Source organism: Mesorhizobium sp. M1006 (genome assembly GCF_040318825.1).
GTDB lineage: Bacteria > Pseudomonadota > Alphaproteobacteria > Rhizobiales > Rhizobiaceae > Mesorhizobium.
In genome coordinates, this window is sequence record NZ_JAMYMZ010000012.1 from 77464 (window position 1) to 98974 (window position 21511).

Consider the following 21511-nt stretch of genomic DNA (forward strand, 5'->3'; position numbering starts at 1 on the left):
GTCGGCCTTGCGCAAAACCGTTCAGGCAAACACATGCGCCTTGCCCGACACGGTCAGCCGGACGATCTCGCCGATCGCCGGCGCGTCCATGCCCGGCTTGCGCAGGATCAACGGCGTATTGCCGATAGCGGCGGCGTCGGGCGGATCGGGGCTGTTCAACAGACGCACCGCGATGGTGCACATCGAGCCGGCGAACTCCGATTCTGTCACCTCGCCGAACAGCATGTCCGGCGTGCCGGACATGCCTTCACGCGATGTGCGCTTAAGCAACACCTGCTCCGGCCGCAGCATGATGCGGGCGACGTCGCGCCGCTCCGAGCTGTCGACAGCGATGCGGCCGAGCGGCGAGATGGCGAAGCCATCGGCGATCCTTGCCGGCAGGACGATGGCGTCGCCAAGGAACTCGGCGACCATCCTGTCCTTCGGCTTGAAATAGAGCTCGCGCGGCGTGCCGACCTGCGAGAATTTGCCGTCGCGCATCACCGCGACCTGGCTGGCGAATGACAGCGCCTCGGCCTGGTCGTGGGTGACCAGGATGGTGGTGATGCCGGCGGTTTCAAGGAGCTCGGCCACGGCCTTGCGCATCGAGGCGCGCAGGCCGGTGTCGAGCGCCGAGAACGGCTCGTCGAGCAGCATCAGCCGCGGCTTCATGGCCATGGCGCGGGCGAGCGCGACGCGCTGCTGCTGGCCACCGGAGAGTTCGTGCGGACGGCGCTTCAGGATACCTTTGTCCAGCCCGACGACATAGGCGAGCTCGGCGATGCGCTCACTGCGCTTTTCCTCGTGACGCCCCATGCCGAAGCCGATATTGGCGGCGATGCTCAGATGCGGGAATAGAGCGCCGTCCTGCGCCACCAGCCCGATGCCGCGGCGATGCGCCGGCACGGCCGTGTCGCCATCGGCCAGCACCTCGTCATCAAGCACGATGCGGCCCTGGTCCGGCGCCTCGAAGCCGGCGATCAGCCGCAGCAAGGTGGTCTTGCCGCAACCGGACGGCCCGACGATTGCCGTACGGCTGCCGCTGGCCACGCTGAGGTCGACGCCGGCAAGTGCTGCCACGGGCCCGTAGTGCTTGTGGATGCCGCTCAGCTCGAGAAAGCTCATCGCCCGGCCATCCGCTTCGACTGGACGTAGAGCAACCAGGTCAAAGGCAGCGACATCGCCACCATGATCAGGGCATAAGGCGCCGCCGACGCATAGTCGATCTCGCCGCTATAGGACCAGAACGCCATGGCCAGCGTGCGGGTGCCGTTGGGCGCCAGCATCTGGGTTGCGGTCAATTCGTTCATGATACCCAGCGCGACCAACGCCATGCCGGCTGCGGCGCCCGGCGCCGACAGGCGGATGGTCGTCGACCACAGCGCCTTGAGCGGCGACCGGCCGAGGCTGGAGGCGGCGCGTTCGAGCTCGACCGGCGCCTGTGCGATCGACGCCCTGAGGCTAATCAGGGCGCGCGGCAGGAACATCAGCGCATAGGCGACCAGGATGGTGAACAGGGTCTGGTAGAGCGGCATAGCGATACGCACGGCGATGGTGACCAGCGCCAGGGCGATGACAACGCCGGGCAACGCGCCGACGATATAGTTGCAGCCCTCCAGGACGCGTTGCAGCCGCCCCGGCGCGCGGATCGAAATCCACGCCATCGGCATTGCCGCGACGGTGGCAAGCAGCGCGCCGGCAATTGCTAGGAACAGCGTTTGGCCAAGCGCCAGGCCGATCTCGTCGAGCCGCCAGACATCGGCGCCGCCGGCCATGAGCCAGCGGCCGATAGTGGCGAACGGTACGCCGAGCGCCAGCAGCGTGGTAATGGCAGGCAGCAGCAGGCAAGGAATGGTGGCGCGCCCAAGGCCCGTGCGCTGCTGCTGGCGCGCAGCACCCGAACCGACGCGGGCATAGCGCTCCTCGCCGCGCACCAGCACCTCCAGCCCGAGCAGCACAAGGCAGCAGGTCACCAGCACGCCGGCCAGCATGTTGGCGGCGGGACCGTTGAAGGTCGACTGGAACTGGTCGACGATCGCGGTGGTGAAGGTGTCGAAGCGGATGAAGACATAGAGCCCGTATTCGGCCAGGAGATGCAGGCCGACCAGCAGGGAGCCGCCGCAAATGGCGAGCCGGAGCTGCGGCAGCACGACACGCCTGAACACACGCCACGGGCCGAGACCAAGGGCTGCCGCTGCATCCTCGAGAGCGGGATCAAGCCGTCGCAATGCCGCCGCCACCGGCAGATAAAGGAACGGGAAATAGGCGATGACGGACACAAGCACGCCGGCCCACAGGCCGTGCAGTCTGGGCACCATGGTGATCCAGGCGTAACTGTGGACGAAGGCGGGAATGGCGAGCGGCGCCACCGACAGCCAGGACCATAGGCGGGCACCCGGCAGATCGCTGCGCTCGGTCAGCCAGGCCAGCGTGACCGACAGCACGATCGAGATCGGCACCGCCAGAACCACCAGCAGGCTGGTGTTGACCAGAAGTTCGCCGACGCGCGGCCTGAACACCAGCGCCGCCACCGTTTCCCAGCCGGTCTGCACCGCCACCCAGACGATGAAGGCAAGCGGCAGCAGCGCGAAAAGCGAGACAAAGACGGCAGCCAACGCAATCCATGAGACCGACCAACGACGTGCCCGCACGGCCGTGGCGTCGGCCGGCAAGCCTGGGCGTGCGAGATCGATCGCGGATTGCATCAGATCAGACGTTGCGCCAGCTCCGCCCGGAGGCGGAAACGATCGGCGGCGGATAATCTCGCGGGTAGCTTGTGGTCATAGGCAAATGCCATCTTGAAAACAGAGCGCTCCTGTGGAAAGCGAATTCCCACAGGAGCGCAGTCGGTTGCCCTTTTAGGACGAACGCCGGCTAAAGCAAGCCGGCCGCCGTCATCAGGTCGGTCACCTTTTTCGAGTTCAGCGTCGTCGGGTCGACTTTCGGCGCCTGCAGATCGGCCAGCGGCACCAGCTTCGGGTTGGACTCGGCGCCCTTGCCGACTGCGTATTCGAACGAATCGCCTGTTTTCAGCACGTCCTGGCCACGATTGCCGGTGACCCATTTCAGGAAAGCCTGCGCTTCCTTCGGGTGCTTGCTCGAGGCCAGTACGCCGCCGCCGGAAATCGAGACGAAAGCACCGGGATCCTGATGCTTGAAATAGTGCAACTCGACGTTCTTGCTGTTCTCGCCGGTCTTGGCCTGATCGCCGTAGTAGTAATAGTGATAGATCACGCCGCCTTCGACCTCGCCGGCATTGACCGCCTTCATCACCGTGCTGTTGCCCTTATAGGCGGTAAAATTCTCCTTCATCGCCTTCAGCCATTCGGCCGTCGCCGCCTCACCCTTGAGCTGCAGAAGCGCGCTGACGATCGCCTGGAAATCGGCGCCGGAGGGCGAAGCGGCCCAGCGGCCCTTCCAGCTCGGATCGGCGAGATCGAGCAGCGATTTGGGCAGCTGGTCGGCGCTCAGCTTGGTCTTGTTGTAGGCAAAGACGGTGCTGCGCGCGGCAACGCCGACCCATTTGCCGCTCGCCGGCTGGTACTCCTGCGGAACCTGGGCCAGCGTCTCGGTGTCGACCGGTGCGAACAGGCCGGCCGCCTCGACCAATGCCATGGCCGGCGAATTCTCCGTCAGGAATACATCGGCGGGCGAAGCGGTGCCTTCCGCAACGATCTGATTGGAGAAATCGCTGTCGCCGCCATTGCGGACGGTAACCTTGATGCCGGTTTCCTTGGTGAATCCCTCCGCCCAGGCCTTGGTCAGGTTTTCGTGCTGGGCGTTGTAAACGACGATGCCCTCGTCCTCTGCTATTGCCGGGCCGGCGATCAGGCTGATTGCAAGTGCTGTCGCGCCGGCAAGGGCGGAAAGAGCATATTTCATGGCGTCGTCCTCGATTTCGATGGTCTTTGGCTTGGCACGCTGCACCTACCAATACCTGACTGGTGCAGTCAACATTGCTGACCCACTCAATCGCTCAAAAGGAGCAAACTTTCGTGATGCTCAGCTAATTTGCCTTGGACATTATTTCGCCGGCCCCGTAACAAATCAGCGCCGAGACGCGAATATCGGGGAGTGAACTCTTGTGAGCGGCAAGGACGAAGCCGAGCTTTCACGGCTGCTGCGGGCCGCGATCGCCGGAGACGAAAGGGCCTATGCCGACTTTCTGCACCGGATCGCCGCGCTCGTTCGTGGCTTTGCCCGGCGCAAGATCGTGCAGGGCGGGGTGGATCCCGAGGATGTCGTGCAGGAAACCTTGCTGGCCATTCATGTGAAACGACACACCTGGCGCCATGATGCGCCGGTGCTGCCTTGGGTCTATGCAATAGCCCGCTTCAAGCTGATCGATGCGTTCCGGCGGCGCGGTCGGCGGATCGAGATCGAGATCGACGAAATCGCCGAGACCTTTGCCGAGCCGGAATCGGAGACGGTGAGCGAGCGCGACGTCAACCGGGCGCTCGACAGCCTGCCGCCGGCACAGCGTTCCGTCGTCTCGGCCGTATCGGTCGAAGGCCGGTCAATCGGTGAGACCGCGGCCAAATTCGGCATCAGCGAGACGGCTGTGCGGGTGTCACTGCACCGCGGGCTTGCCGCCATTGCCAAACGGTTCAGGGCGGGGCGGGAATAACATGAGGACCGAAGATTTCATCAAGGCGCTTGACGCCGATGCCCGCAGCAAGGCGCTGCCGCTAGGCACCGCCTGGTGGCTTGCCGCCGGCGCGGCCATCGTGATCGCGGCCGCGGTTTTCTGGCTGACGATCGGCCCGCGCCCCGACATTGCGATCGCCATGCACACGATGCGGTTCCTGTCCAAATTCGTCTTCACGATTGCTCTTGCCGCCAGCGCCTTTGTCCTGGTGCGTGGGCTGTCGACGCCCGGTGCATCGACCGGCCGGGCGGTGAGCTGGATGGTCGCCGCGCCGCTGCTGGTGATTGTGGCTGTGATTCTCGAACTCTTCGCCGTGCCTGCGTCCGACTGGGGCACGCGCCTGGTCGGCACGAACATGGTCATCTGCCTGACCTTCATTCCGTTGATCGGGATCGGCCCGCTTGCCGTCTTTCTCGCGGTGCTGCGCCATGGCGCGCCGACAAGGCCGGTGCTTGCCGGTGCGGCCGCGGGCCTGCTTGCCGGCGGGCTGGCGGCGACCTTCTATGCGGCTCATTGCTTTGACGATTCGCCGCTTTTCGTCGGCACCTGGTATACGATCGCGGTCGCCATCCTTGCCGTGCTCGGGGCGCTCGGCGGACGATTTTTTGTGCGCTGGTAGCGAGGCGATCAGCGTGTCGGAACGGGATGCTCGCCGCGATAGTCGTAGAAGCCGCGCCCGGTCTTGCGGCCGAGCCAGCCGGCCTCGACATATTTGACCAGCAGCGGGCAGGGGCGGTATTTCGAATCCGACAGCCCGTCATGCAGCACCTGCATGATCGACAGGCAGGTATCGAGCCCGATGAAATCGGCAAGCTGCAGCGGCCCCATCGGATGGTTGGCGCCGAGCTTCATGGCGGTATCGATGGCGTCGACCGAGCCGACACCTTCATAGAGCGTGTAGATCGCCTCGTTGATCATCGGCAGCAGGATGCGGTTGACGATGAAGGCCGGGAAATCCTCCGAGACGGTGATCGTCTTGTCGAGCTGCTTCACATAGGTTTTTGCCGCCTCGAAGGTCTGGTCCTCGGTGGCGATGCCGCGCACCAGTTCGACCAGCTTCATCACCGGAACCGGATTCATGAAATGTATGCCGATGAAGCGTTCCGGCCGGTCGGTCTGCGAAGCCAGCCGTGTGATCGAGATCGATGACGTGTTCGTCGCCAGGATGGCCTCGGGGTTGAGCTGCGGGCAGAGCTGGGCATAGATCTTGCGCTTGACCGTCTCGTCCTCGGTCGCTGCTTCGATCACCAGATCGGCGCCCGCAAGGTCGGCCATGGCCGGTGCCGCCGAAATGCGCGCCATCGCCTCATTGCGCAGCTTTTCCTCGAGTTTGCCGGAGCCGACCTGACGGGCCATGTTGCCGCTGATCGTAGCGATGCCCTTTTCGATGCGGTCGGGCGAAATATCGTAAACCAGCACCTTATAGCCCGCCAGCGCCGACACATGGGCGATGCCGCCACCCATCTGGCCCGCGCCGATGATGCCGATCGTCTCGATCTTGCTCATTACCCGATCCCGTCGAGGCCTTTGCGGCCCGTTTTTTGTGCAGTGCAAACTAAAAGGGCGGGGCGACTTCGTCTACCCCACCCCTCAGAATTTAATACGCTTTGGCAGAAGGCGTCAAAGCGCCTTTTGCAGTTCCGGCAGAATGACGAAGAGATCGCCGACGAGACCGTAGTCGGCGACCTGGAAGATCGGCGCTTCCTCGTCCTTGTTGATGGCAACGATCACCTTCGAATCCTTCATGCCGGCAAGGTGCTGGATGGCACCGGAGATGCCGACGGCAATATAAAGGTCGGGCGCTACCACCTTGCCGGTCTGGCCGACCTGCCAGTCGTTCGGCGCATAGCCGGCATCGACGGCGGCGCGAGATGCGCCAACCGCCGCACCGAGCTTGTCGGCGACCGGCAGGATGACCTCCTGGAACTTCTCGGAGGAGCCCAGCGCACGGCCGCCCGAGATGATGATCTTGGCCGAGGTCAGCTCTGGACGGTCGGTCTCGGAGAGCTTGTTCTCGACAAAGCTCGACAGGCCGGGATTGGCCGCCGCCTGGACCGTCTCGACCGACGCGGAACCGCCCTCGGGCGCTGCCTGGAAGGAAGCGGTACGCACCGTGATGACCTTCTTGGCGTCACTGGACTGCACCGTCTGGATGGCGTTGCCGGCATAGATCGGGCGCTTGAAGGTGTCGGGCGACACGACTTCGATGATTTCAGATATCTGGGCGACATCGAGCAGCGCCGCCACGCGGGGCGCGACGTTCTTGCCCGACGAGGTCGCCGGCGCGATGATCGTCTCGTATGGCTCAGCAAGCGAAACGACGAGTGCCGCCAGCGGTTCGGCGAGACGCTCGGTCAGTTCGTCGGCGTCGGCGAGCAGTACCTTGGTGACGCCCTTGAGCTTGGCGGCGGCGTCCGCTGCCGGCTTGGCGCCTTTGCCGGCAACCAGCACATGCACGTCCGAACCGATCTGGAGCGCCGCCGAAAGCGCCTTGGCGGTCTGGTCGGAAAGCGCAGCGTTGTCGTGTTCGGCAATCAGAAGAATAGCCATGATGTTTTCCTGACTTTCGTCTTCGAGGCTCCTGAAATCCGGTCAGGCCGAGTCGAAAACGGTTGGTTTCGAGAACCGGAGCGGAGCGTACTTCAGTACGTGAGCACCGGAAGCGGAGAACCGGCCGTTTGCAGGCCGGCCTCATCGGATTTCCTTAGAGCACGCCGGCTTCGTTCTTCAGCTTGTCTACCAGTTCGGCGACGCTCTCGACCTTGACGCCCGCCTTGCGGCCGCCCGGCTCCTCGGTCTTGATCACTTTAAGCCGCGGCTTGACGTCGGCGCCGTAATCGGCAGGGCTCTTCTCGTCGAGCGGCTTCTTCTTGGCCTTCATGATATTGGGCAGAGAAGCGTAGCGTGGCTGGTTCAGCCGCAAATCGGCCGTGACGATCGCCGGCATCTTCAGTTCCAGCGTCTGCAGGCCGCCATCGACCTCGCGCGTCACCGTGGCCTTGTCACCGTCGAGCACGATCTTGGAGGCGAAGGTGCCCTGCGCCCAGCCGAGAAGTGCGGCCAGCATCTGGCCGGTCTGGTTGGAATCGTCGTCGATCGCCTGCTTGCCGAGAATGACAAGGCCGGGCTGTTCTGCCTCGACGACGCCCTTCAGCACCTTGGCGACGCCCAGCGGCTCAGTCTGCTCGTCGGTCTTGACCAGGATGGCGCGGTCAGCGCCCATGGCGAGCGCCGTGCGCAAGGTCTCCTGTGCCTGCTGCGGCCCGATCGACACGACGATGATCTCTTCGGCCTTGCCAGCTTCCTTCAGCCGGATCGCCTCTTCGACCGCGATCTCGTCGAACGGGTTCATCGCCATCTTGACGTTGGCGAGTTCCACCGCCGAACCGTCCGCCTTCACCCGGACCTTGACGTTCGCATCCACAACCCGCTTCACGGGCACAAGGATCTTCATTTGCCTGCCACCTCTTTCACGATAGTCTTTTCACGCTCGTCGGGCGCGCTATAGCAGCGTGCACCTCTTCATAGTTGTCGAAAGCCGACATTCCGGACGGAATTCTGGTCTTCGCCACGCCAGTAGGGTGGCGCTTCCGTAGTTGCGGCGACCCCGCGCGTCAATATCCGAGGCGCACTCGGATCCTCGGCGAAGCACTCAAATCGGTTCAGTCCGGACCGGAAACGCTTCCCCGGCCCCAGCGCGGCGCCGGCTGCGCAGGTTGTGGGTCGCTTGGCGCCGGCTCCCCGGCTACGGGCGCCGGACCGGCGACCACGGCCGGCTCCTCGTCTGCGCCGGCGAGTAGCGGTACGCCGCGGCTGCGCAAGACAAGCACCAGCACGGCTCCAGCGATGATGCCGCCGATATGGCAGGCCCAGGAAACCTGATCCTCGCCCCCCTGGGAGAACATGAAGATCTGGAACAGGATCCACAGGATCAGCGGGATGAAGGCCGGGATGCGCAACGGGATGCGCGCGAAGACCAGCACCCATACCTTCACCCGCGGATAAAGGATCAGATAGGCGGCGACCACACCGGCGATGGCGCCCGACGCGCCAATCAGCGGCACCCGCGAATCCCAGGCAACCAGACCCTGGAAGAAAGCGCCGGCAATGGCGCAAAGCAGATAGAAGACGAGGTAGCGGATGTGGCCGAGTGCATCCTCGACATTGTCGCCGAACACCCACAGGAACAGCATGTTGCCGCCGAGGTGGAAGATATCTGCGTGCAGGAAGGAATAGGTCAGGTAGCTCAGGCTCTCCGGAATGACGACGAATTGCGGAGCGAGCTCGACGCTGTCATGCACGACCGACGGGATGAAGCCGAGGCCCAGCACCGCGGCGTTGGAGAAGTCCTCACCGCCAAGCGTAGTGATAAGGTAGATCAACACATTGAGCGCGATCAGGCCGATGGTCACATATTGCAGCTTGATGTGCCGCAGCCTGTTGGTGTCGTAAAGCGGGATAAACATCAGGCCTCTCCCGGTTCCGGCAGATTCAGCGGTTCTTGCCGGGAACCCATAGCACGTCGGCATTTCCGTTGTCATTGACCGCGCGTGCGGCGACGAACAGAAAGTCCGAGACACGGTTGATGTATCTTATCCCCTCGCGGTTGACCTGCTCGTCTGGATCTTGCGACAGCGCAACCATGACGCGCTCGGCGCGGCGGGCCACCGTGCGGGCGAGGTGAAGGGCAGCCGCTGCCGGCGTACCGCCGTTGAGCACGAAGGATTTGAGCGGCTCAAGGTCCTTGTTGAGGAGATCGATATCCTGTTCGATGCGGTCGGTCTGCGAGGCGATGATGCGCAACGGCTCGTAGTCGAGCGGCTTGCCATTATCGGGGACTGCCAGATCGGCGCCGAGGTCGAAAAGGTCGTTCTGGATGCGGCCGAGCATCGCATCGATCGCCGGATTTACTGCCGCGGTATGAATGCGGGCCATGCCGATGCAGGCATTGGCCTCGTCGACCGTGCCGTAGGCGTCGATGCGAAGGTCGGATTTCAGCCGCCGCTCGCCGGAGCCGAGACCGGTGGTGCCATCGTCGCCAGTGCGGGTGTAGATCTTGTTGAGTTTGACCACGGGGTACCTCCCGGCTGGTGCTGGGTCACTTACGGGTGAAATACACCGCCAGCATGATCAGCACCAAGGCCACGAACTGCAAGAGCACGCGCGTCTGCATCAGCTTGTTGGAGGTCATGCTGGAGCCGCCGCGCATCATGTTGATGAGGCCGCGGATCAGCACGATCACCACTGCGACCATGACAAGAACGGCGAGGATGTTGAAGACGGTTGCCATGGTGTGTTCCAGTTGAATTGCGTTCAGGCGCGTTTGGCGAGCAGACGGTAGAGTGCAGAAGCCGGCAGGATGCGTTTAAGGATCACACCGATCCTGGCCGGCACTGTTACCACATAATGCGGGCGCGGGCGCCGCGACAGAAGCGCATGGCGCAAGGCGGCATAAACCACCTCCGCCCCGGGCTTCAGCCGCGATGTGCTGCCGCCGGCCCGCAGCCGTTTGAGTTGCGCCGCATAGGCAAGGCGATGAACGGAATTCTCGTGATCGATATTTGCCAGGAACCACGCAAGGCTGTTGCTGGCGATCTTCGATTTCACCGGCCCCGGCTCGATCAGCGAAACATGGATGCCGCTACCCCGGAGTTCTTGATAGAGGGACAGCATCAGCCCTTCGATAGCGTGCTTCGATGCCGAGTAGGCGCCGCGAAAAGGCACCGGCGCGAGGCCGAGGATCGATGAGCAATGAACGAGACGACCATGGCCCTGACGGCGCATCACCGGTACGACGCGGCGAGTGAGATCATGCCAGCCAAAGACATTGGCTTCGAACTGCTGCCGTAAAGCCTCGACCGGCAGGTCCTCGACGGCGCCGGGTTGTCCGTAGGCGCCATTGTTGAAGAGCGCACCGAGCCGGCCGCCGGTCCGTTCCAGCACCGACGCCACCAGCGCCTCGATCGATCCGGGCTCGGTGTAGTCCAGATAAAAGGCCTCGATGCCGTCGGCCTCGAGCGCGGCGATATCTTCGGGCTTTCGGGCCGTTGCGAACACCCGCCAGCCTTCCCTCTTAAGAGCATGGGCGCAATAGGCGCCTATACCGGAAGAGGCACCTGTGACAATGATGGTGCGCAACTCTTCTCCGGGAGGAATGGTGGTTTGACCTAGGGTTGTCATTTACCGCAAACCCTTCCCATATTCGCGGCGTCGGGACAATCGAAGGGAACGCGGTTCTTGTTGCGGAAGATCGTAGCCCTCAAACGCGTCCTCTACGACGCGCTCGGCCATTTCAACACCGACGACGGCTGGGCAATGGCCAGCCATCTGGCGATCACCGCGCTGATGGCGCTTTTTCCTTTCCTGATCTTCGCCACGACGCTGGCGAGTTTTTTCGGCGCGCAGGCTTTCGCCGACACCGCCGTGCACCTTGTGTTCGACACATGGCCCGAGCAGATCGCCAAACCGATCGCGCGCGAGGTACTCAACGTGCTTACCGTCCGGCGCAGTGACCTGTTGACCTACGGTATCGTGCTTGCCGGATATTTCGCCTCGAACGGCATCGAGGCGCTGCGCACCTCGCTCAACCGGGCCTATCGTGTCTCGGAAACGCGCGGCATCATCTACCGGCGGGTGCAGAGCATCATCTTCGTGCTGATCGCGACGGCCGGGTTTTTGGCCATCAGCGTGCTGCTGGTCTTCGCGCCGTTGCTGGCACGGCTGGCCGAGTCGCATTTCGAATGGATAAAGCCCTACATGGGCACGATCACGCTGTGGCGTTACGTCATCGCCTCGGTCGTCATCATCGGCGGCCTGTTCGCCGTGCATTTCTGGTTGCCAGCCGGCAAGCGCCGCTTCGTTTCGATCGTGCCTGGCATCATCTTCACGCTGGTCGGCTGGCTCATCGGGTCGACCATCTTCGCCGCCTATCTCGATCATTTCTCGTCCTATGTGACGACCTATGCCGGCCTCGCCTCGATCATGATCGCCGTCGTCTTCCTCTACATCGTATCAGCGATCTTCATCCTCGGTGGCGAGCTCAACGCCGCGATCAGCCGCTATTTAGAGGCGCGTGCCCGCGTCGGCGGCTGAGCCGTCGCCAGCCCGACGCCGAGCGTCGCGATCGCCATGCCGGCGATCTGGAGCGGGCTCAAGTGCTCACCGAACAATGCCCAGGCGATGACCGCGGTGACGGCCGGCACGAGGTAAAACAGCGAGGCGACCTTCGACATTTCGCCGTCGCGGATCATCACCATCAACAGGAAGATGGCGCCGATCGACAGCACCAGCACGAGCCAGGCCATGGCGAAGATCAGTTCGCCATTGACGATGACCGTTCGCGTCTCGAAGGCTAGCGAGGCCAAGGCCATTACAGATGCGCCGCCGACATATTGCCAGAACGTGGCAGCCACCAGATCGCCGCCGGAAGCAAAGCGCTTCTGCCAGATCGTGCCGGCGCTCATGCCGAGCACCGAGACAAGTGAGGCGCCCAGTGTTTCGGCCGTCACCCCGCCGCCGAGCGCGCCGAGCTTCGGCCAGAGCACGATCACCACACCGATCAGCCCGAGGCCGAGACCGGCCCAGTGGCGCGGCAGGATGGCCTCGCCGAGAAGCCTGCCGGCGAGCACTGCCGTGATCAGCGGCTGCAGGCCGACGATCAGGGCTGAAAGCCCGGCGGGCATGCCCCGGTGGATGGCCCAGAACACGCCGCCGAGATAGACCCCATGCATCAGGATGCCGGCGCCGGTCGCGTGCAGCGCCTCGTCGCGGGTGGCACGGCTCGAACCAAGCGCGGCCATCAAAGCGACAAGCAGGATTGCGGCCAGGACAAAGCGCGCGGCCAGGAAGGTAAAGGGCTCCGCCCACGGCGTGGCATAGCGCGCGCCGATGAAGCCGGTCGCCCACAGGACGACGAAAGAGGCGGGGATGAACCGCTTGAGGCTGTGCATTTTTCCGGAGGCCACGCGTCGGTGAGGACTGATTGTCGCGCTTGCTCTAATGCCGTTCCGAGCGGAAGGCAAAACCAAACCGTTGATCCATAGGCTCATTTCCATTCAAGGAATGCCTTTGGCGCCGCTAGAGACCGACCAGCCGCCTCACATCGTCCGGCGATGCGCCCGTCTTACGCTGGGCGGCAAGGCCGGTATCGCCAAGACTCTTCGACAGTTTTCGTCCGTCCGGGCCGAGGATCAGGCGATGGTGAAAATAGGCCGGCTGCGGCAGGCCAAGCAGTTGCTGAAGCAGCCGCTGCACGCTGGTCGCGGAATAGAGATCCTGGCCGCGCACGACATGGCTGACGCCCTGCAGCGCGTCGTCCATGGTGACGGCGAGGTGATAGCTGGTCGGGATTTCGCGGCGCGCCACGACCACGTCGCCCCAATCCTGCGGATGGGCTTCGACACGACGCGTCGCGGAGAGCGTCTCGTTCGTGTATTCGGCCCATGACAGGTCCTTGCCGGCGCGCGCTATTGCCGCATCGACGTCCAGCCGCCAGGCAAATGGCACATTTTCGGCCTGGCGCCGCTTGCGTTCGCTCGCCGTCAACGCCTTGTCGGCGGCAGGATAGAGCGGCACGCCGTCCGGGTCGCGCGGCCAGTCGCGGCCACGCTTCTCGCTGTCGGCGATAAAGGCGCGGATCTCACTTCTGCTCATGAAGGCCGGGTAGACAAGTTCTTCCTCGATCAGCCGCTCGAGCATCGCCCGATATTCGGCAAAATGCTCGGACTGGCGGCGCACCGGTTCCTCCCAGCCAAGCCTCAGCCATTTCAGGTCGCGAAAAATGCCTGCCTCGAATTCCGGCGTGCAGCGTGTCGTGTCGATATCCTCGATGCGCAGCAGCAGGCGTCCGCCCGTCGCCTTTGCCAATTTCTGATTGAGCAGCGCCGAATAGGCATGGCCGAGATGCAGTTCGCCGTTCGGGCTCGGCGCGAAGCGGAATGTCAGCAGTGTCATTGTCCGGCGGCAATCGGGTTGTGTGGCGCTTTCGCCAATTGCTACTTTGCGCCGGTGGCGTCGTGCGTCCAGAGGGACACGTGACGAAGCGTGCGGCACTTTTGATTTTGGAACAAGCAGACATGCAACGCATCGCCAGTCTCGACGACATTGCGCAAGGGCTGGATAGGCTATGCTTACTCGACCCACGCCTGGAAAGAGTGCGCGGCATGGCCGGCGAGGTGCCGCTCAGGCTATCGGAGCCGGGGTTCAGGAGCCTTGCTTCCATCGTCGTTTCGCAACAAGTGTCCCGCGCGAGCGCCGACGCCATCTTCGGCCGGCTGACGAGACTGCTCGATCCGCTGACGCCGCAGGCGATACTTGCCGCCGACGAGGTGATCTTTCGCGAGGCCGGGCTGTCGCGACCCAAACAGCGCGGCCTGCTTGCCGTCGCCCGGGCGGTGGCCGACGGGCTCGACCTCGATCACCTCTGTCGGCTCGATGCAAGCGAGGCGATCGCGGCCATGACCAGGGTGCCGGGGATCGGCCCGTGGACGGCTGAAGTCTACCTTTTGTTTGCCGCCGGACACCCGGACATCTTTCCGGCGCGCGACGTTGCATTGCAGAGCGCGGTCGGCCATGCACTAGGCATCGACCCGCGTCCGCCGGAGAAAATGCTGATCCGGCTTGCCGAATCATGGAGCCCGTGGCGCGGTGTCGCATCGCGGCTTTTCTGGGCTTATTATCGCGAATTGAAGGGCAGGGATGCCGCGCCTCCGGCCTGAATCCGCAAAAAAGCATTGAAATCATGCGTTTTTGAGACCCGGCATGATCGACAATCCGCTTCACATCCCTGTCATGTCGGGCTTACAGTATCCGCGCCGACCGGTTCTAGGGTGAAGGAGGTCAACGACGTGACGGTTGCCGTATCTCCGGATGGGCTTCCAGCGCTGGTGCTGAACGCGGATTACCGTCCGCTCAGCTATTACCCCCTGTCGCTCTGGTCCTGGCAGGATGCCATCAAGGCGGTGTTCCTCGAGAGGGTGAACATCGTCGCCGAATACGAACACGCCGTCTCTTCACCGACCTTTTCGATGAAGCTGCCGAGCGTCGTCAGCCTGAAGGCTTATGTGAAGCCGTCGAGGCATCCGGCGTTTACCCGTTTCAACGTCTTCCTCCGTGACCGTTTCCAATGCCAATATTGCGGCACGCCGGACGATCTGACGTTCGACCATGTCATTCCTCGCCATCGCGGCGGCGCCACGACCTGGGAGAATGTCGTCGCTGCCTGCTCGCCCTGCAATCTGAGGAAGGGCGGCATGATGCCGGCCCACGCCAAGATGTGGCCGCTGCAGAAGCCCTACCAGCCGACGGTGCATGATTTGCATAATAACGGCCGGCTGTTCCCGCCCAACCATCTACACGAAAGCTGGATGGATTATCTGTACTGGGATGTCGAACTCGAGCCGTGAGATCATCCGATAATTCGGGAGGCTGGCCGTCTGAAGCGATTTTCTGCGCTTCCGATGCTCACGGACCAATGTCCGCTCCGCTTCGGTTCTCGGCAATCACTCCACCCGACTCAGCCTGCCGAATTCTTGGATGATCTCGTGTCGCGCTAAATCAGTCGCGGGCGAAGGCGCTGCGGAAGGCTACGACTGCCAGGACAAAGCTGGCGATGGCGTTCCAGCCGGCCAGCGACAGGCCGAGGATGCGGAGCGCCGCCTTGTCGCAGGAGGGCGGGACGAATTTGTCGAGCGCATCGAGCACGCCCTTGCCGCCGGTGTCCACCGGCCCGGCGGCTGCGGTGCAATCGGTCGGGCCTGGCCACCACGCCCATTCGACGCCGGAGTGATAAACGCCGAGATAGCCGCCGTAGAGCATCAGCAGGCCGCCAATGGCCAGCAGGCCACGGCTTACCCAGGCTGGCGCCTGAAGAGCCGACGCAAGCACCGCCAGCAGCATCAAGGGCACGCCGACGTAGTAAGGCGTGCGCTGCTCGAGGCAGAGCTTGCAGGGGATGTAGCCGCCGAGATACTGGAAGGCCAGCGCCGAGCCGACCGTGGCGGCCATGGCGACAGCGAGGAACAGGGCGGTGCGCAGCCGCTGGCGTCCGGTATCGGTATTCACGGTCGCTGTCATCGGGCTCAGTCCATTCGGTTCGATGCCGTTCAGACGGCGTATTTGACGACGATATAGAGCAAAATCAGGGCGGCGGCGGCGGCGCCTGCAATCTGGCCAAGGCGCTTTTCGATGAAGTGGCGGATCGGCTCGCCATAGCGGCGCAAGAGCCACGCGAGAAACAGGAAGCGAGCACCGCGCGCCACGATTGCCAGCACGATGAACAGCAGCAAAGGAACACCGATGACGCCCGACAGGATCGTCACAACCTTGATCGGCGGCAGATGGGCGAGGCCGGAGGTGACCAGCATCAGGATGATGAAGCCAACACCCGATGAGACGCGCATCGCCTCGAACTCGTCATATTTGCCATAAAATTCGAGGATCGGCCGCGCCATCGCATCATAGGCATAATGGCCGATGAACCAGCCGGCGATGCCGCCCAGCACCGAGGCGACGGTGGCGACCAGCGCGTAACGATAGGCGCGATCCGGCCGCGACAGCGCCATCGGCAGATAGAGGACGTCGGCCGGCACCAGGAACACCGAGCTCTCGACGAAGGCGATGAAGGCCAGCCACCATTCGGCGGATTTGCTCGCCGCCAGCGACAAGGTCCAGTCGTAAAGTCCGCGAAGCATCGGCACTCCTAATGCACGCCCAAACCAGAAGCGGTCTTGGGATCACGACATGTACAAACAAGACTTGGAAGCGCCCAGCATCAACCTCGTCGGACGAGGTGCGCTTCAATGACATGCGCCGCCTGTCTAGAAAGATTTTCCGCGCTGCACAATGGCAGCTGCTTCACGAAATCGAAAGGCTGAGGCTTGAGCGAGCCCAGATGTCGGGATTTGGCCAGTTGACGAACAGGCCTCCAACCGTATAGTCCGCGCCCATCCAGGCCGCCCGGCCTGAGCCCCTATGGCGGAATTGGTAGACGCGCTCGACTCAAAATCAGGATGCGTCTACCGTCAGCCCGCAGGGTAATAGGATTGGAGGTCAATGGGTTAGGAGTTAAGAGCCGCTTAATTCTCGAACTGCCACCCTCTGCGTAGGTGCAGCATGAGAGCGTTGAGAGGTAAATGAGTTAGCGCCTTGCGGGTGTGGTGAAACTGGTAGACGCGCTGGATTCAAAATCCAGTTCCGAAAGGAGTGTCGGTTCGAGCCCGACCACCCGCACCAACTATCGGCCAACAAACTTTGAGAACGGCAGTCATTTCACCTGTCGCGCCAGAGTTCGAATCGTGTCGGCCGCCCACCTCCACCAGGATACTCCGCAATGTCCGGTGATGGATGGGACAGATCAACACATAAAATCAATATGTTATGAGAGATCGTGTGCAAAAACTGCACACGAAAGGTCCGCTACTCTTCTGGTTTTCGTTCCTGCGATGGAGTAGCCGACGGGCCTCTTGGGACGCCTGTTGAGTAGCTGCGCTGTCCTATCCTGCGAGGACCGTTGCTGGTGTATCCGCGATCTGCCGTCTTTCAGATGGCGGACGTCACCCATGTCGGTCGACCAAGATCAAGCTTGATCCCGCTGACCACGCGACGCCGCTGATGTGCTCGACACCAATGCCCGACTGCGTCGGCGCATTACGCGTGAGCCGTAAGAAATAAAATGACCAGTGCGCTTGAGCCCGCTGCAATATCAAAAAGATGCCCCGGCTTCAGGGAGGCCACACGCGCCGCCCATTCGTCGGCTGTGAAAGCGCGTCGTTGCAATGCAAGTGAAAAAAACTACCGGCCAATCAAAGCGAACATTTCTGGACTGTTTGCCGACCGAGGCGGAGTTTGATGAGGCTCAACTTCAGCCGGGACCGAAATGGCCTTACCGACCGATCCAGATCACCACGCCCGGGAGACGCTCCGGCTGATCGGCCCCGATCCGCAGAACTGGGTGCCGGACCGGGAAGGCATCGACCACAATGTCTTCATCGTTGGCGGTGGGCAGACGGGGGCGACCTTTGCCTTCGCGTTGAGGCGTGCCGGCATCGGCAAGGTTACTGTCGTCGACGCGGCATCGGATGAAAGCAAGGCCGGCATCTGGTTCACTCATGCACGGATGAACCGGCTGCGAACGCCAAAGGGCTTGCCGGGGCCGGAACTCGGCTTGCCGGGCTTGAGCTTTCAGTCCTGGTACGAAGCCCGCCACGGTGCGGAAGCCTATGCCGGATTCGACCGCATCGCACGGACGGATTGGGCGAACTACCTGAAATGGTATCGCGCGTTCCTCGGTATCGGCATCCGTTACGGCACGCGTCTCATTCGCATCGAGCCGGCCGGCGGGCTTTTTCGCCTCCACCTCGAAGCCGACGGCACGCCATCGGTCGAAACGGCGCGCAAGATCATTCTGGCCAATGGCTTTGGCGGCAGCGGCGGTCCAGTGATACCGGCGGTACTTGCCGCCTTGCCGCGGGGCCTTGTCGCACACAGTTCGGCGGCAATCGATTTTGCCTCGCTCAAGGGCAAGGCAATGGCTGTCGTCGGGTCGGCGGCTTCGGCATTCGATGCGGCCGGAGCTGCCCTTGAGGCCGGCGCGAAATCGGTGCGTCTCTTTGCCCGCCGCAACAGCATTGCCAGTGTGCCGATCAACCGCGTGCGCGGCTATCCCGGCGCCTATGACAATTATCCTCGGCTGCCCGATGCGGTGCGCTGGCGCCAGGCATTGCGCTTCCGCGAGGCCGGTTCAACGCCGCCGCTCGATGCGGTGGAGCGGGCGGTGCGGCACCAGAATTTTCATCTCCATCTCGGTGCCCCCTGGACAAATGCGGATGTCGAAGACGGCAAGGTCGTCACCGATATCGCAGGCGAGACGTTTGCGTTCGACTTCGTCGTCGCCGGCACCGGCTATTTCGCCGACCCGACGCGCAAGCCTGAGTTCGCCGATTTCGCCGCCACCATCCGGCTATGGCGCGACCAGTACGCGCCGCCGGAAGCAGAGCTGGATGAATTTTTCGGCGCCCATCCTTATCTCGGCCTCGGCCATGAATTTCTCGAGAAGGCGCCGGGGGAGGCGCCATTCCTGAGGAATATCCATGTCTTCAATCCCGGCGGCTTTGTCAGTTTCGGCCTGCCGATCGGCGATGTGCCGTCGATCAGGCGCGATGTGCCGGCCGTTGTCGCGCGCATCAGCCGCGATCTCTTCCTCGCCGATCTCGACAGCCATGAGAGCCGCATAACCGGGAGCCATCCGGCCGAGTTCGGCGAAGACGCCTATGCCGCTTCCGTCTCGCGGCCGGCGCAGACCATCGCGGTGGAATAGACGCATTTCCATGGACAAACGCCGATGACCTTCAGCCCTGACCTTTCCGACCCGTTCGTCGCCACGGCGGTCGAACTGCGCGAAATCTTCGATCGGGATGCCGTGGCGCGCGACAAGGCCGGCGGCCGGCCCGTCGAACAGATCCGCCTGCTGAAGGAAAGTGGTTTGCCGTCGGCGCAGATTCCCAAGCGCTATGGCGGCAAGGGCGCACCCTGGCTGTCGGTGCTTCGCGTCGTGCGCGAATTCGCCCGCACCGACGGCTCGCTCGCCCATCTCTACGGATACCATCATCTGCCGCTCAATGGCGTGCTGTTCCGTGGCACGCAGGCGCAGAGGGACCGGCTGCTGACACGCTCGGCAAGGGAGAACTGGGTCTGGGGCAATTCCGGCAACGCCATGTCGAAGACGTCGACGGCCAGGCGCAACGGCACGGGCTGGATCCTGAGCGGCTTTCGGCCGTTCTCCTCCGGTTCCCACATCGCAGACTACATCCAGGTTGCCTGGGAGGACGGCCAGGATAGACTAGCGGCAGCGATCCCGGCTGACCGTGAGGGCATCGTCATCGAGGATGACTGGGATGGTGTCGGCCAGCGGCAGACCGGCAGCGGCAAGGTGACGTTCAAGGACGTGCATGTCGGCGACGACGAACTGATTGGCTCGCCCGCGGTGCCGCTGACGCCGTTCCAGACGCTGACGTCACTGTTCCAGCAGGCGGTCCTGCTCAACCTGTTCGTCGGCAGCGCGCAAGGAGCGCTGAGCGAAGGCCGGGACTATACGGTCTCGCAATCGCGCCCCTGGGTCTATTCCGGCTATGAGAAACATACCGACGATCCGTTCGTGCAACGCAAATATGGCGACCTCTATATCCGCACGCTCGCCGCGGCCGAACTGGCCGATATAGCAGCATGCAGCCTCGATGCCGCTTATGGCCAGGGCGAGGCGTTGACCCTGGAGCAGCGCGGGCAGACGGCGATCGATCTCGCCACCGCCAATGTCTACGCCGGACAAGTCGGCCTCGACGCGTCGAGCGAGGTTTTCGAGGTGATGGGCGCCCGCTCAGCCACCAAGGCCAACGGCTACGACAGGTTCTGGCGCAACGTGCGCACGCACACGCTGCACAATCCGGCCGAATACAAGAAGCGCACGATCGGCACCTGGTTGCTGACCGGGGAATTCCCGGCCGGCGGACTGTACCGCTGAGGAGGCGAAAAAAATGGCCAGGCGCAAGGACAAGCTCAAGCTGGGAGCGTTTCTGCTCTTCACCGGTCACCATGTGGCGGCCTGGCGCCATCCAGCGGCAGGCGAGGGGACCAGCCTCGGCGACTACGTCGAACTTGCCCGGCTGGCGGAAGCGGCCAAATTCGACGCGATCTTCTTTGCCGATGGCGTCGCGGCGCGGCTGAGCAACCTCGAGGCCGCCAGCCGCAAGGCGCATAGCGGCGTCTATCCGTTCGAGCCGATCACGCTGCTGTCGGCACTGTCGGCTGTGACCAGGAACATCGGCCTCATCGCCACGGCGTCGACCAGTTTTTCCGATCCCTACAATCTGGCCCGCCAGTTCGCGTCGCTCGACCATCTGAGCGGCGGGCGCGCAGGCTGGAATCTGGTCACCTCTTCCGATCCGGAGGCAGCGTTCAATTTCGGTCACGAGACGCATATCCAGCATGGCGAGCGCTACGACCGCGCCGAGGAATTCGCCGATGTCGTGCTCGGCCTGTGGGACAGCTGGGAGGATGACGCCTTCCCGCGCGACAGAGCAAGCGGGCGCTATTTCGACAAGGACAAACTGCATGTGCTGAACCACAAGGGCCAGCACTTCAAGGTGCGTGGTCCCCTGAACACGCCGCGAACGCCGCAAGGTCGTCCGGTCGTGGTCCAGGCCGGCGCGTCGGGTCCGGGCAAAGAGCTGGCGGCTCGTACCGCGGAAGCGATTTTCGCCGCGCAGATCACGCTCGACGAAGCCACCGCCTTCTATGCCGACGTCAAGGGCAGGCTCGGCAAATATGGCCGCTCGGAGGATGACCTGAAAGTCCTGCCAGGCATTTTCCCGGTCGTCGGCCGCACTGAAGCCGAGGCGCGGGGGAAGTTCGAACAGCTGCAGGATCTCATCCAGCCGGAAGTCGGCCTCGGTCTGGTCTCGGCGCTGGCCGGCGGCTTCGACCTCAGCGCCTATCCGCTCGACGGGCCGGTGCCGGATTTGCCGGAGACCAATGCCGGCAAGAGCCGGCAAGCGCTGGTGATCGATCTGGCGTGGCGCGAGAACCTGACGATCCGGCAGCTTTATCTGCGCATCGCCGGCGCCCGCGGCCACTGGCAGGTGGTCGGCACGCCGCAACAGATCGCCGACACCATGGAAGAGCGGTTCGAGAATTACGGCGCCGACGGCTTCAACATCATGGCGCCGATCATGCCCGGCGGCCTGAAGGATTTCATCGAGCTGGTGGTGCCGGAACTGCGCCGCCGTGGCCTGTTCCGCGACGAGTATGAGGGCAGCACCTTGCGCGACAATCTCGGCCTGAAGCGACCGGCAAACCGTTTTTCGCGGCATGCCGCGGCAGCTGCGGAATAGG

22 protein-coding genes and 1 tRNA gene are annotated in these 21511 nt (G+C 63.3%); 9 read left to right on the forward strand and 14 right to left on the reverse strand.

Features of this window, described 5'->3' with window-relative positions:
- Positions 1-21: 21 nt before the first annotated feature.
- The 3 genes from NKH60_RS14250 to NKH60_RS14260 all read right to left on the reverse strand — a co-directional run bounded on the left by NKH60_RS14250 (position 22) and on the right by NKH60_RS14260 (position 3861).
- On the reverse strand, positions 22-1104 hold the full coding sequence (locus NKH60_RS14250; RefSeq protein ID WP_352615997.1) for an ABC transporter ATP-binding protein: 1083 nt from the start codon (positions 1102-1104) through the stop codon (positions 22-24).
- The gene (locus tag NKH60_RS14255; RefSeq protein ID WP_352831669.1) at positions 1101-2684 is read right to left on the reverse strand and encodes an ABC transporter permease; all 1584 of its coding nucleotides are present in this window, start codon (positions 2682-2684) and stop codon (positions 1101-1103) included. The genes NKH60_RS14250 and NKH60_RS14255 overlap by 4 nt, the downstream gene beginning before the upstream one ends.
- 169 nt (positions 2685-2853) lie before the next feature.
- Entirely contained in the window at positions 2854-3861 is a 1008-nt protein-coding gene (locus NKH60_RS14260; protein WP_352831736.1) for an iron ABC transporter substrate-binding protein, read from the reverse strand.
- Positions 3862-4063: 202 nt separating this feature from the next.
- On the opposite strand from NKH60_RS14260, the gene NKH60_RS14265 reads away from it, so the two are divergent.
- On the forward strand, positions 4064-4606 hold the full coding sequence (locus NKH60_RS14265; RefSeq protein ID WP_023677943.1) for a sigma-70 family RNA polymerase sigma factor: 543 nt from the start codon (positions 4064-4066) through the stop codon (positions 4604-4606).
- Between the two features lies 1 nt (position 4607).
- Positions 4608-5246 (forward strand): NrsF family protein, encoded by a 639-nt coding sequence (locus NKH60_RS14270; protein WP_352831671.1) that lies wholly within the window; start codon positions 4608-4610, stop codon positions 5244-5246.
- 8 nt (positions 5247-5254) lie between these two features.
- Here the strand turns inward: NKH60_RS14270 and NKH60_RS14275 are convergent, their stop codons facing one another.
- From NKH60_RS14275 to NKH60_RS14305, 7 genes are all read right to left on the reverse strand, one after another.
- Positions 5255-6133 carry a 3-hydroxybutyryl-CoA dehydrogenase gene (locus NKH60_RS14275; protein ID WP_023677945.1) on the reverse strand — a complete coding sequence of 293 codons (879 nt, stop codon included), beginning with the start codon at positions 6131-6133 and terminating at the stop codon, positions 5255-5257.
- Between the two features lie 114 nt (positions 6134-6247).
- Positions 6248-7177 carry an electron transfer flavoprotein subunit alpha/FixB family protein gene (locus NKH60_RS14280; protein ID WP_352831673.1) on the reverse strand — a complete coding sequence of 310 codons (930 nt, stop codon included), beginning with the start codon at positions 7175-7177 and terminating at the stop codon, positions 6248-6250.
- A gap of 154 nt (positions 7178-7331) precedes the next feature.
- Complete coding sequence (locus NKH60_RS14285) at positions 7332-8081, reverse strand: electron transfer flavoprotein subunit beta/FixA family protein (protein WP_352831675.1); 750 nt, start codon at positions 8079-8081, stop codon at positions 7332-7334.
- Between the two features lie 208 nt (positions 8082-8289).
- The gene (locus NKH60_RS14290) at positions 8290-9093 is read right to left on the reverse strand and encodes a rhomboid family intramembrane serine protease (protein WP_352831677.1); all 804 of its coding nucleotides are present in this window, start codon (positions 9091-9093) and stop codon (positions 8290-8292) included.
- A gap of 25 nt (positions 9094-9118) precedes the next feature.
- The gene (locus NKH60_RS14295; RefSeq protein ID WP_352540181.1) at positions 9119-9700 is read right to left on the reverse strand and encodes a cob(I)yrinic acid a,c-diamide adenosyltransferase; all 582 of its coding nucleotides are present in this window, start codon (positions 9698-9700) and stop codon (positions 9119-9121) included.
- Positions 9701-9725: 25 nt separating this feature from the next.
- Positions 9726-9917 carry a twin transmembrane helix small protein gene (locus NKH60_RS14300; protein ID WP_023677950.1) on the reverse strand — a complete coding sequence of 64 codons (192 nt, stop codon included), beginning with the start codon at positions 9915-9917 and terminating at the stop codon, positions 9726-9728.
- Between the two features lie 23 nt (positions 9918-9940).
- Entirely contained in the window at positions 9941-10807 is an 867-nt protein-coding gene (locus tag NKH60_RS14305; protein WP_352831679.1) for an SDR family oxidoreductase, read from the reverse strand.
- 57 nt (positions 10808-10864) lie between these two features.
- Here NKH60_RS14305 and NKH60_RS14310 point away from each other — a divergent pair, with 57 nt between their 5' ends.
- Positions 10865-11719, forward strand: coding sequence for a YihY/virulence factor BrkB family protein (locus NKH60_RS14310; protein ID WP_292656768.1), 855 nt, complete (start codon positions 10865-10867; stop codon positions 11717-11719).
- Here NKH60_RS14310 and NKH60_RS14315 read toward each other — a convergent pair.
- On the reverse strand, positions 11686-12576 hold the full coding sequence (locus NKH60_RS14315) for a DMT family transporter (protein ID WP_352831681.1): 891 nt from the start codon (positions 12574-12576) through the stop codon (positions 11686-11688). The two genes, NKH60_RS14310 and NKH60_RS14315, sit on opposite strands and share 34 nt — an antisense overlap.
- A 127-nt stretch (positions 12577-12703) precedes the next feature.
- The gene (gene gluQRS, locus NKH60_RS14320; RefSeq protein WP_352768048.1) at positions 12704-13579 is read right to left on the reverse strand and encodes a tRNA glutamyl-Q(34) synthetase GluQRS; all 876 of its coding nucleotides are present in this window, start codon (positions 13577-13579) and stop codon (positions 12704-12706) included.
- 122 nt (positions 13580-13701) lie between these two features.
- Between gluQRS and NKH60_RS14325 the strand changes: the two genes are divergently transcribed.
- Positions 13702-14343 (forward strand): DNA-3-methyladenine glycosylase family protein, encoded by a 642-nt coding sequence (locus tag NKH60_RS14325; protein WP_352471385.1) that lies wholly within the window; start codon positions 13702-13704, stop codon positions 14341-14343.
- Positions 14344-14472: 129 nt separating this feature from the next.
- A complete protein-coding gene (locus NKH60_RS14330; RefSeq protein ID WP_023677956.1) occupies positions 14473-15030 on the forward strand; it encodes an HNH endonuclease in 558 nt (185 codons plus the stop codon).
- Between the two features lie 151 nt (positions 15031-15181).
- Here the strand turns inward: NKH60_RS14330 and NKH60_RS14335 are convergent, their stop codons facing one another.
- Complete coding sequence (locus NKH60_RS14335; RefSeq protein WP_352471383.1) at positions 15182-15700, reverse strand: disulfide bond formation protein B; 519 nt, start codon at positions 15698-15700, stop codon at positions 15182-15184.
- Between the two features lie 29 nt (positions 15701-15729).
- Positions 15730-16317, reverse strand: a complete 588-nt coding sequence (locus NKH60_RS14340; protein WP_352471381.1) for a YqaA family protein — start codon at positions 16315-16317, stop codon at positions 15730-15732.
- Between the two features lie 456 nt (positions 16318-16773).
- Here NKH60_RS14340 and NKH60_RS14345 point away from each other — a divergent pair.
- From NKH60_RS14345 to NKH60_RS14360, 4 genes are all read left to right on the forward strand, one after another.
- Positions 16774-16858 (forward strand) — tRNA-Leu (locus NKH60_RS14345).
- Positions 16859-17501: 643 nt separating this feature from the next.
- The gene (locus NKH60_RS14350; protein WP_352831683.1) at positions 17502-18941 is read left to right on the forward strand and encodes an NAD(P)-binding domain-containing protein; all 1440 of its coding nucleotides are present in this window, start codon (positions 17502-17504) and stop codon (positions 18939-18941) included.
- A 24-nt stretch (positions 18942-18965) separates the two neighbouring features.
- The gene (locus NKH60_RS14355) at positions 18966-20141 is read left to right on the forward strand and encodes an acyl-CoA dehydrogenase family protein (protein WP_352540175.1); all 1176 of its coding nucleotides are present in this window, start codon (positions 18966-18968) and stop codon (positions 20139-20141) included.
- Positions 20142-20154: 13 nt separating this feature from the next.
- Positions 20155-21510, forward strand: coding sequence for an LLM class flavin-dependent oxidoreductase (locus tag NKH60_RS14360; protein WP_352471376.1), 1356 nt, complete (start codon positions 20155-20157; stop codon positions 21508-21510).
- Position 21511 lies beyond the last annotated feature (1 nt).

What these genes read in the sequence shown, in the direction of transcription:
- NKH60_RS14250 (WP_352615997.1), bottom strand. Translation starts at nt 1,104, where the DNA reads ATGAGCTTTCTCGAGCTGAGCGGCATCCACAAGCACTACGGGCCCGTG.
- NKH60_RS14255 (WP_352831669.1), bottom strand. Translation starts at nt 2,684, where the DNA reads ATGCAATCCGCGATCGATCTCGCACGCCCAGGCTTGCCGGCCGACGCC.
- NKH60_RS14260 (WP_352831736.1), bottom strand. Translation starts at nt 3,861, where the DNA reads ATGAAATATGCTCTTTCCGCCCTTGCCGGCGCGACAGCACTTGCAATC.
- NKH60_RS14270 (WP_352831671.1), top strand. Translation starts at nt 4,608, where the DNA reads ATGAGGACCGAAGATTTCATCAAGGCGCTTGACGCCGATGCCCGCAGC.
- NKH60_RS14275 (WP_023677945.1), bottom strand. Translation starts at nt 6,133, where the DNA reads ATGAGCAAGATCGAGACGATCGGCATCATCGGCGCGGGCCAGATGGGT.
- NKH60_RS14280 (WP_352831673.1), bottom strand. Translation starts at nt 7,177, where the DNA reads ATGGCTATTCTTCTGATTGCCGAACACGACAACGCTGCGCTTTCCGAC.
- NKH60_RS14285 (WP_352831675.1), bottom strand. Translation starts at nt 8,081, where the DNA reads ATGAAGATCCTTGTGCCCGTGAAGCGGGTTGTGGATGCGAACGTCAAG.
- NKH60_RS14290 (WP_352831677.1), bottom strand. Translation starts at nt 9,093, where the DNA reads ATGTTTATCCCGCTTTACGACACCAACAGGCTGCGGCACATCAAGCTG.
- NKH60_RS14300 (WP_023677950.1), bottom strand. Translation starts at nt 9,917, where the DNA reads ATGGCAACCGTCTTCAACATCCTCGCCGTTCTTGTCATGGTCGCAGTG.
- NKH60_RS14305 (WP_352831679.1), bottom strand. Translation starts at nt 10,807, where the DNA reads ATGACAACCCTAGGTCAAACCACCATTCCTCCCGGAGAAGAGTTGCGC.
- NKH60_RS14315 (WP_352831681.1), bottom strand. Translation starts at nt 12,576, where the DNA reads ATGCACAGCCTCAAGCGGTTCATCCCCGCCTCTTTCGTCGTCCTGTGG.
- gluQRS (WP_352768048.1), bottom strand. Translation starts at nt 13,579, where the DNA reads ATGACACTGCTGACATTCCGCTTCGCGCCGAGCCCGAACGGCGAACTG.
- NKH60_RS14325 (WP_352471385.1), top strand. Translation starts at nt 13,702, where the DNA reads ATGCAACGCATCGCCAGTCTCGACGACATTGCGCAAGGGCTGGATAGG.
- NKH60_RS14335 (WP_352471383.1), bottom strand. Translation starts at nt 15,700, where the DNA reads ATGACAGCGACCGTGAATACCGATACCGGACGCCAGCGGCTGCGCACC.
- NKH60_RS14340 (WP_352471381.1), bottom strand. Translation starts at nt 16,317, where the DNA reads ATGCTTCGCGGACTTTACGACTGGACCTTGTCGCTGGCGGCGAGCAAA.
- NKH60_RS14350 (WP_352831683.1), top strand. Translation starts at nt 17,502, where the DNA reads ATGGCCTTACCGACCGATCCAGATCACCACGCCCGGGAGACGCTCCGG.
- NKH60_RS14355 (WP_352540175.1), top strand. Translation starts at nt 18,966, where the DNA reads ATGACCTTCAGCCCTGACCTTTCCGACCCGTTCGTCGCCACGGCGGTC.
- NKH60_RS14360 (WP_352471376.1), top strand. Translation starts at nt 20,155, where the DNA reads ATGGCCAGGCGCAAGGACAAGCTCAAGCTGGGAGCGTTTCTGCTCTTC.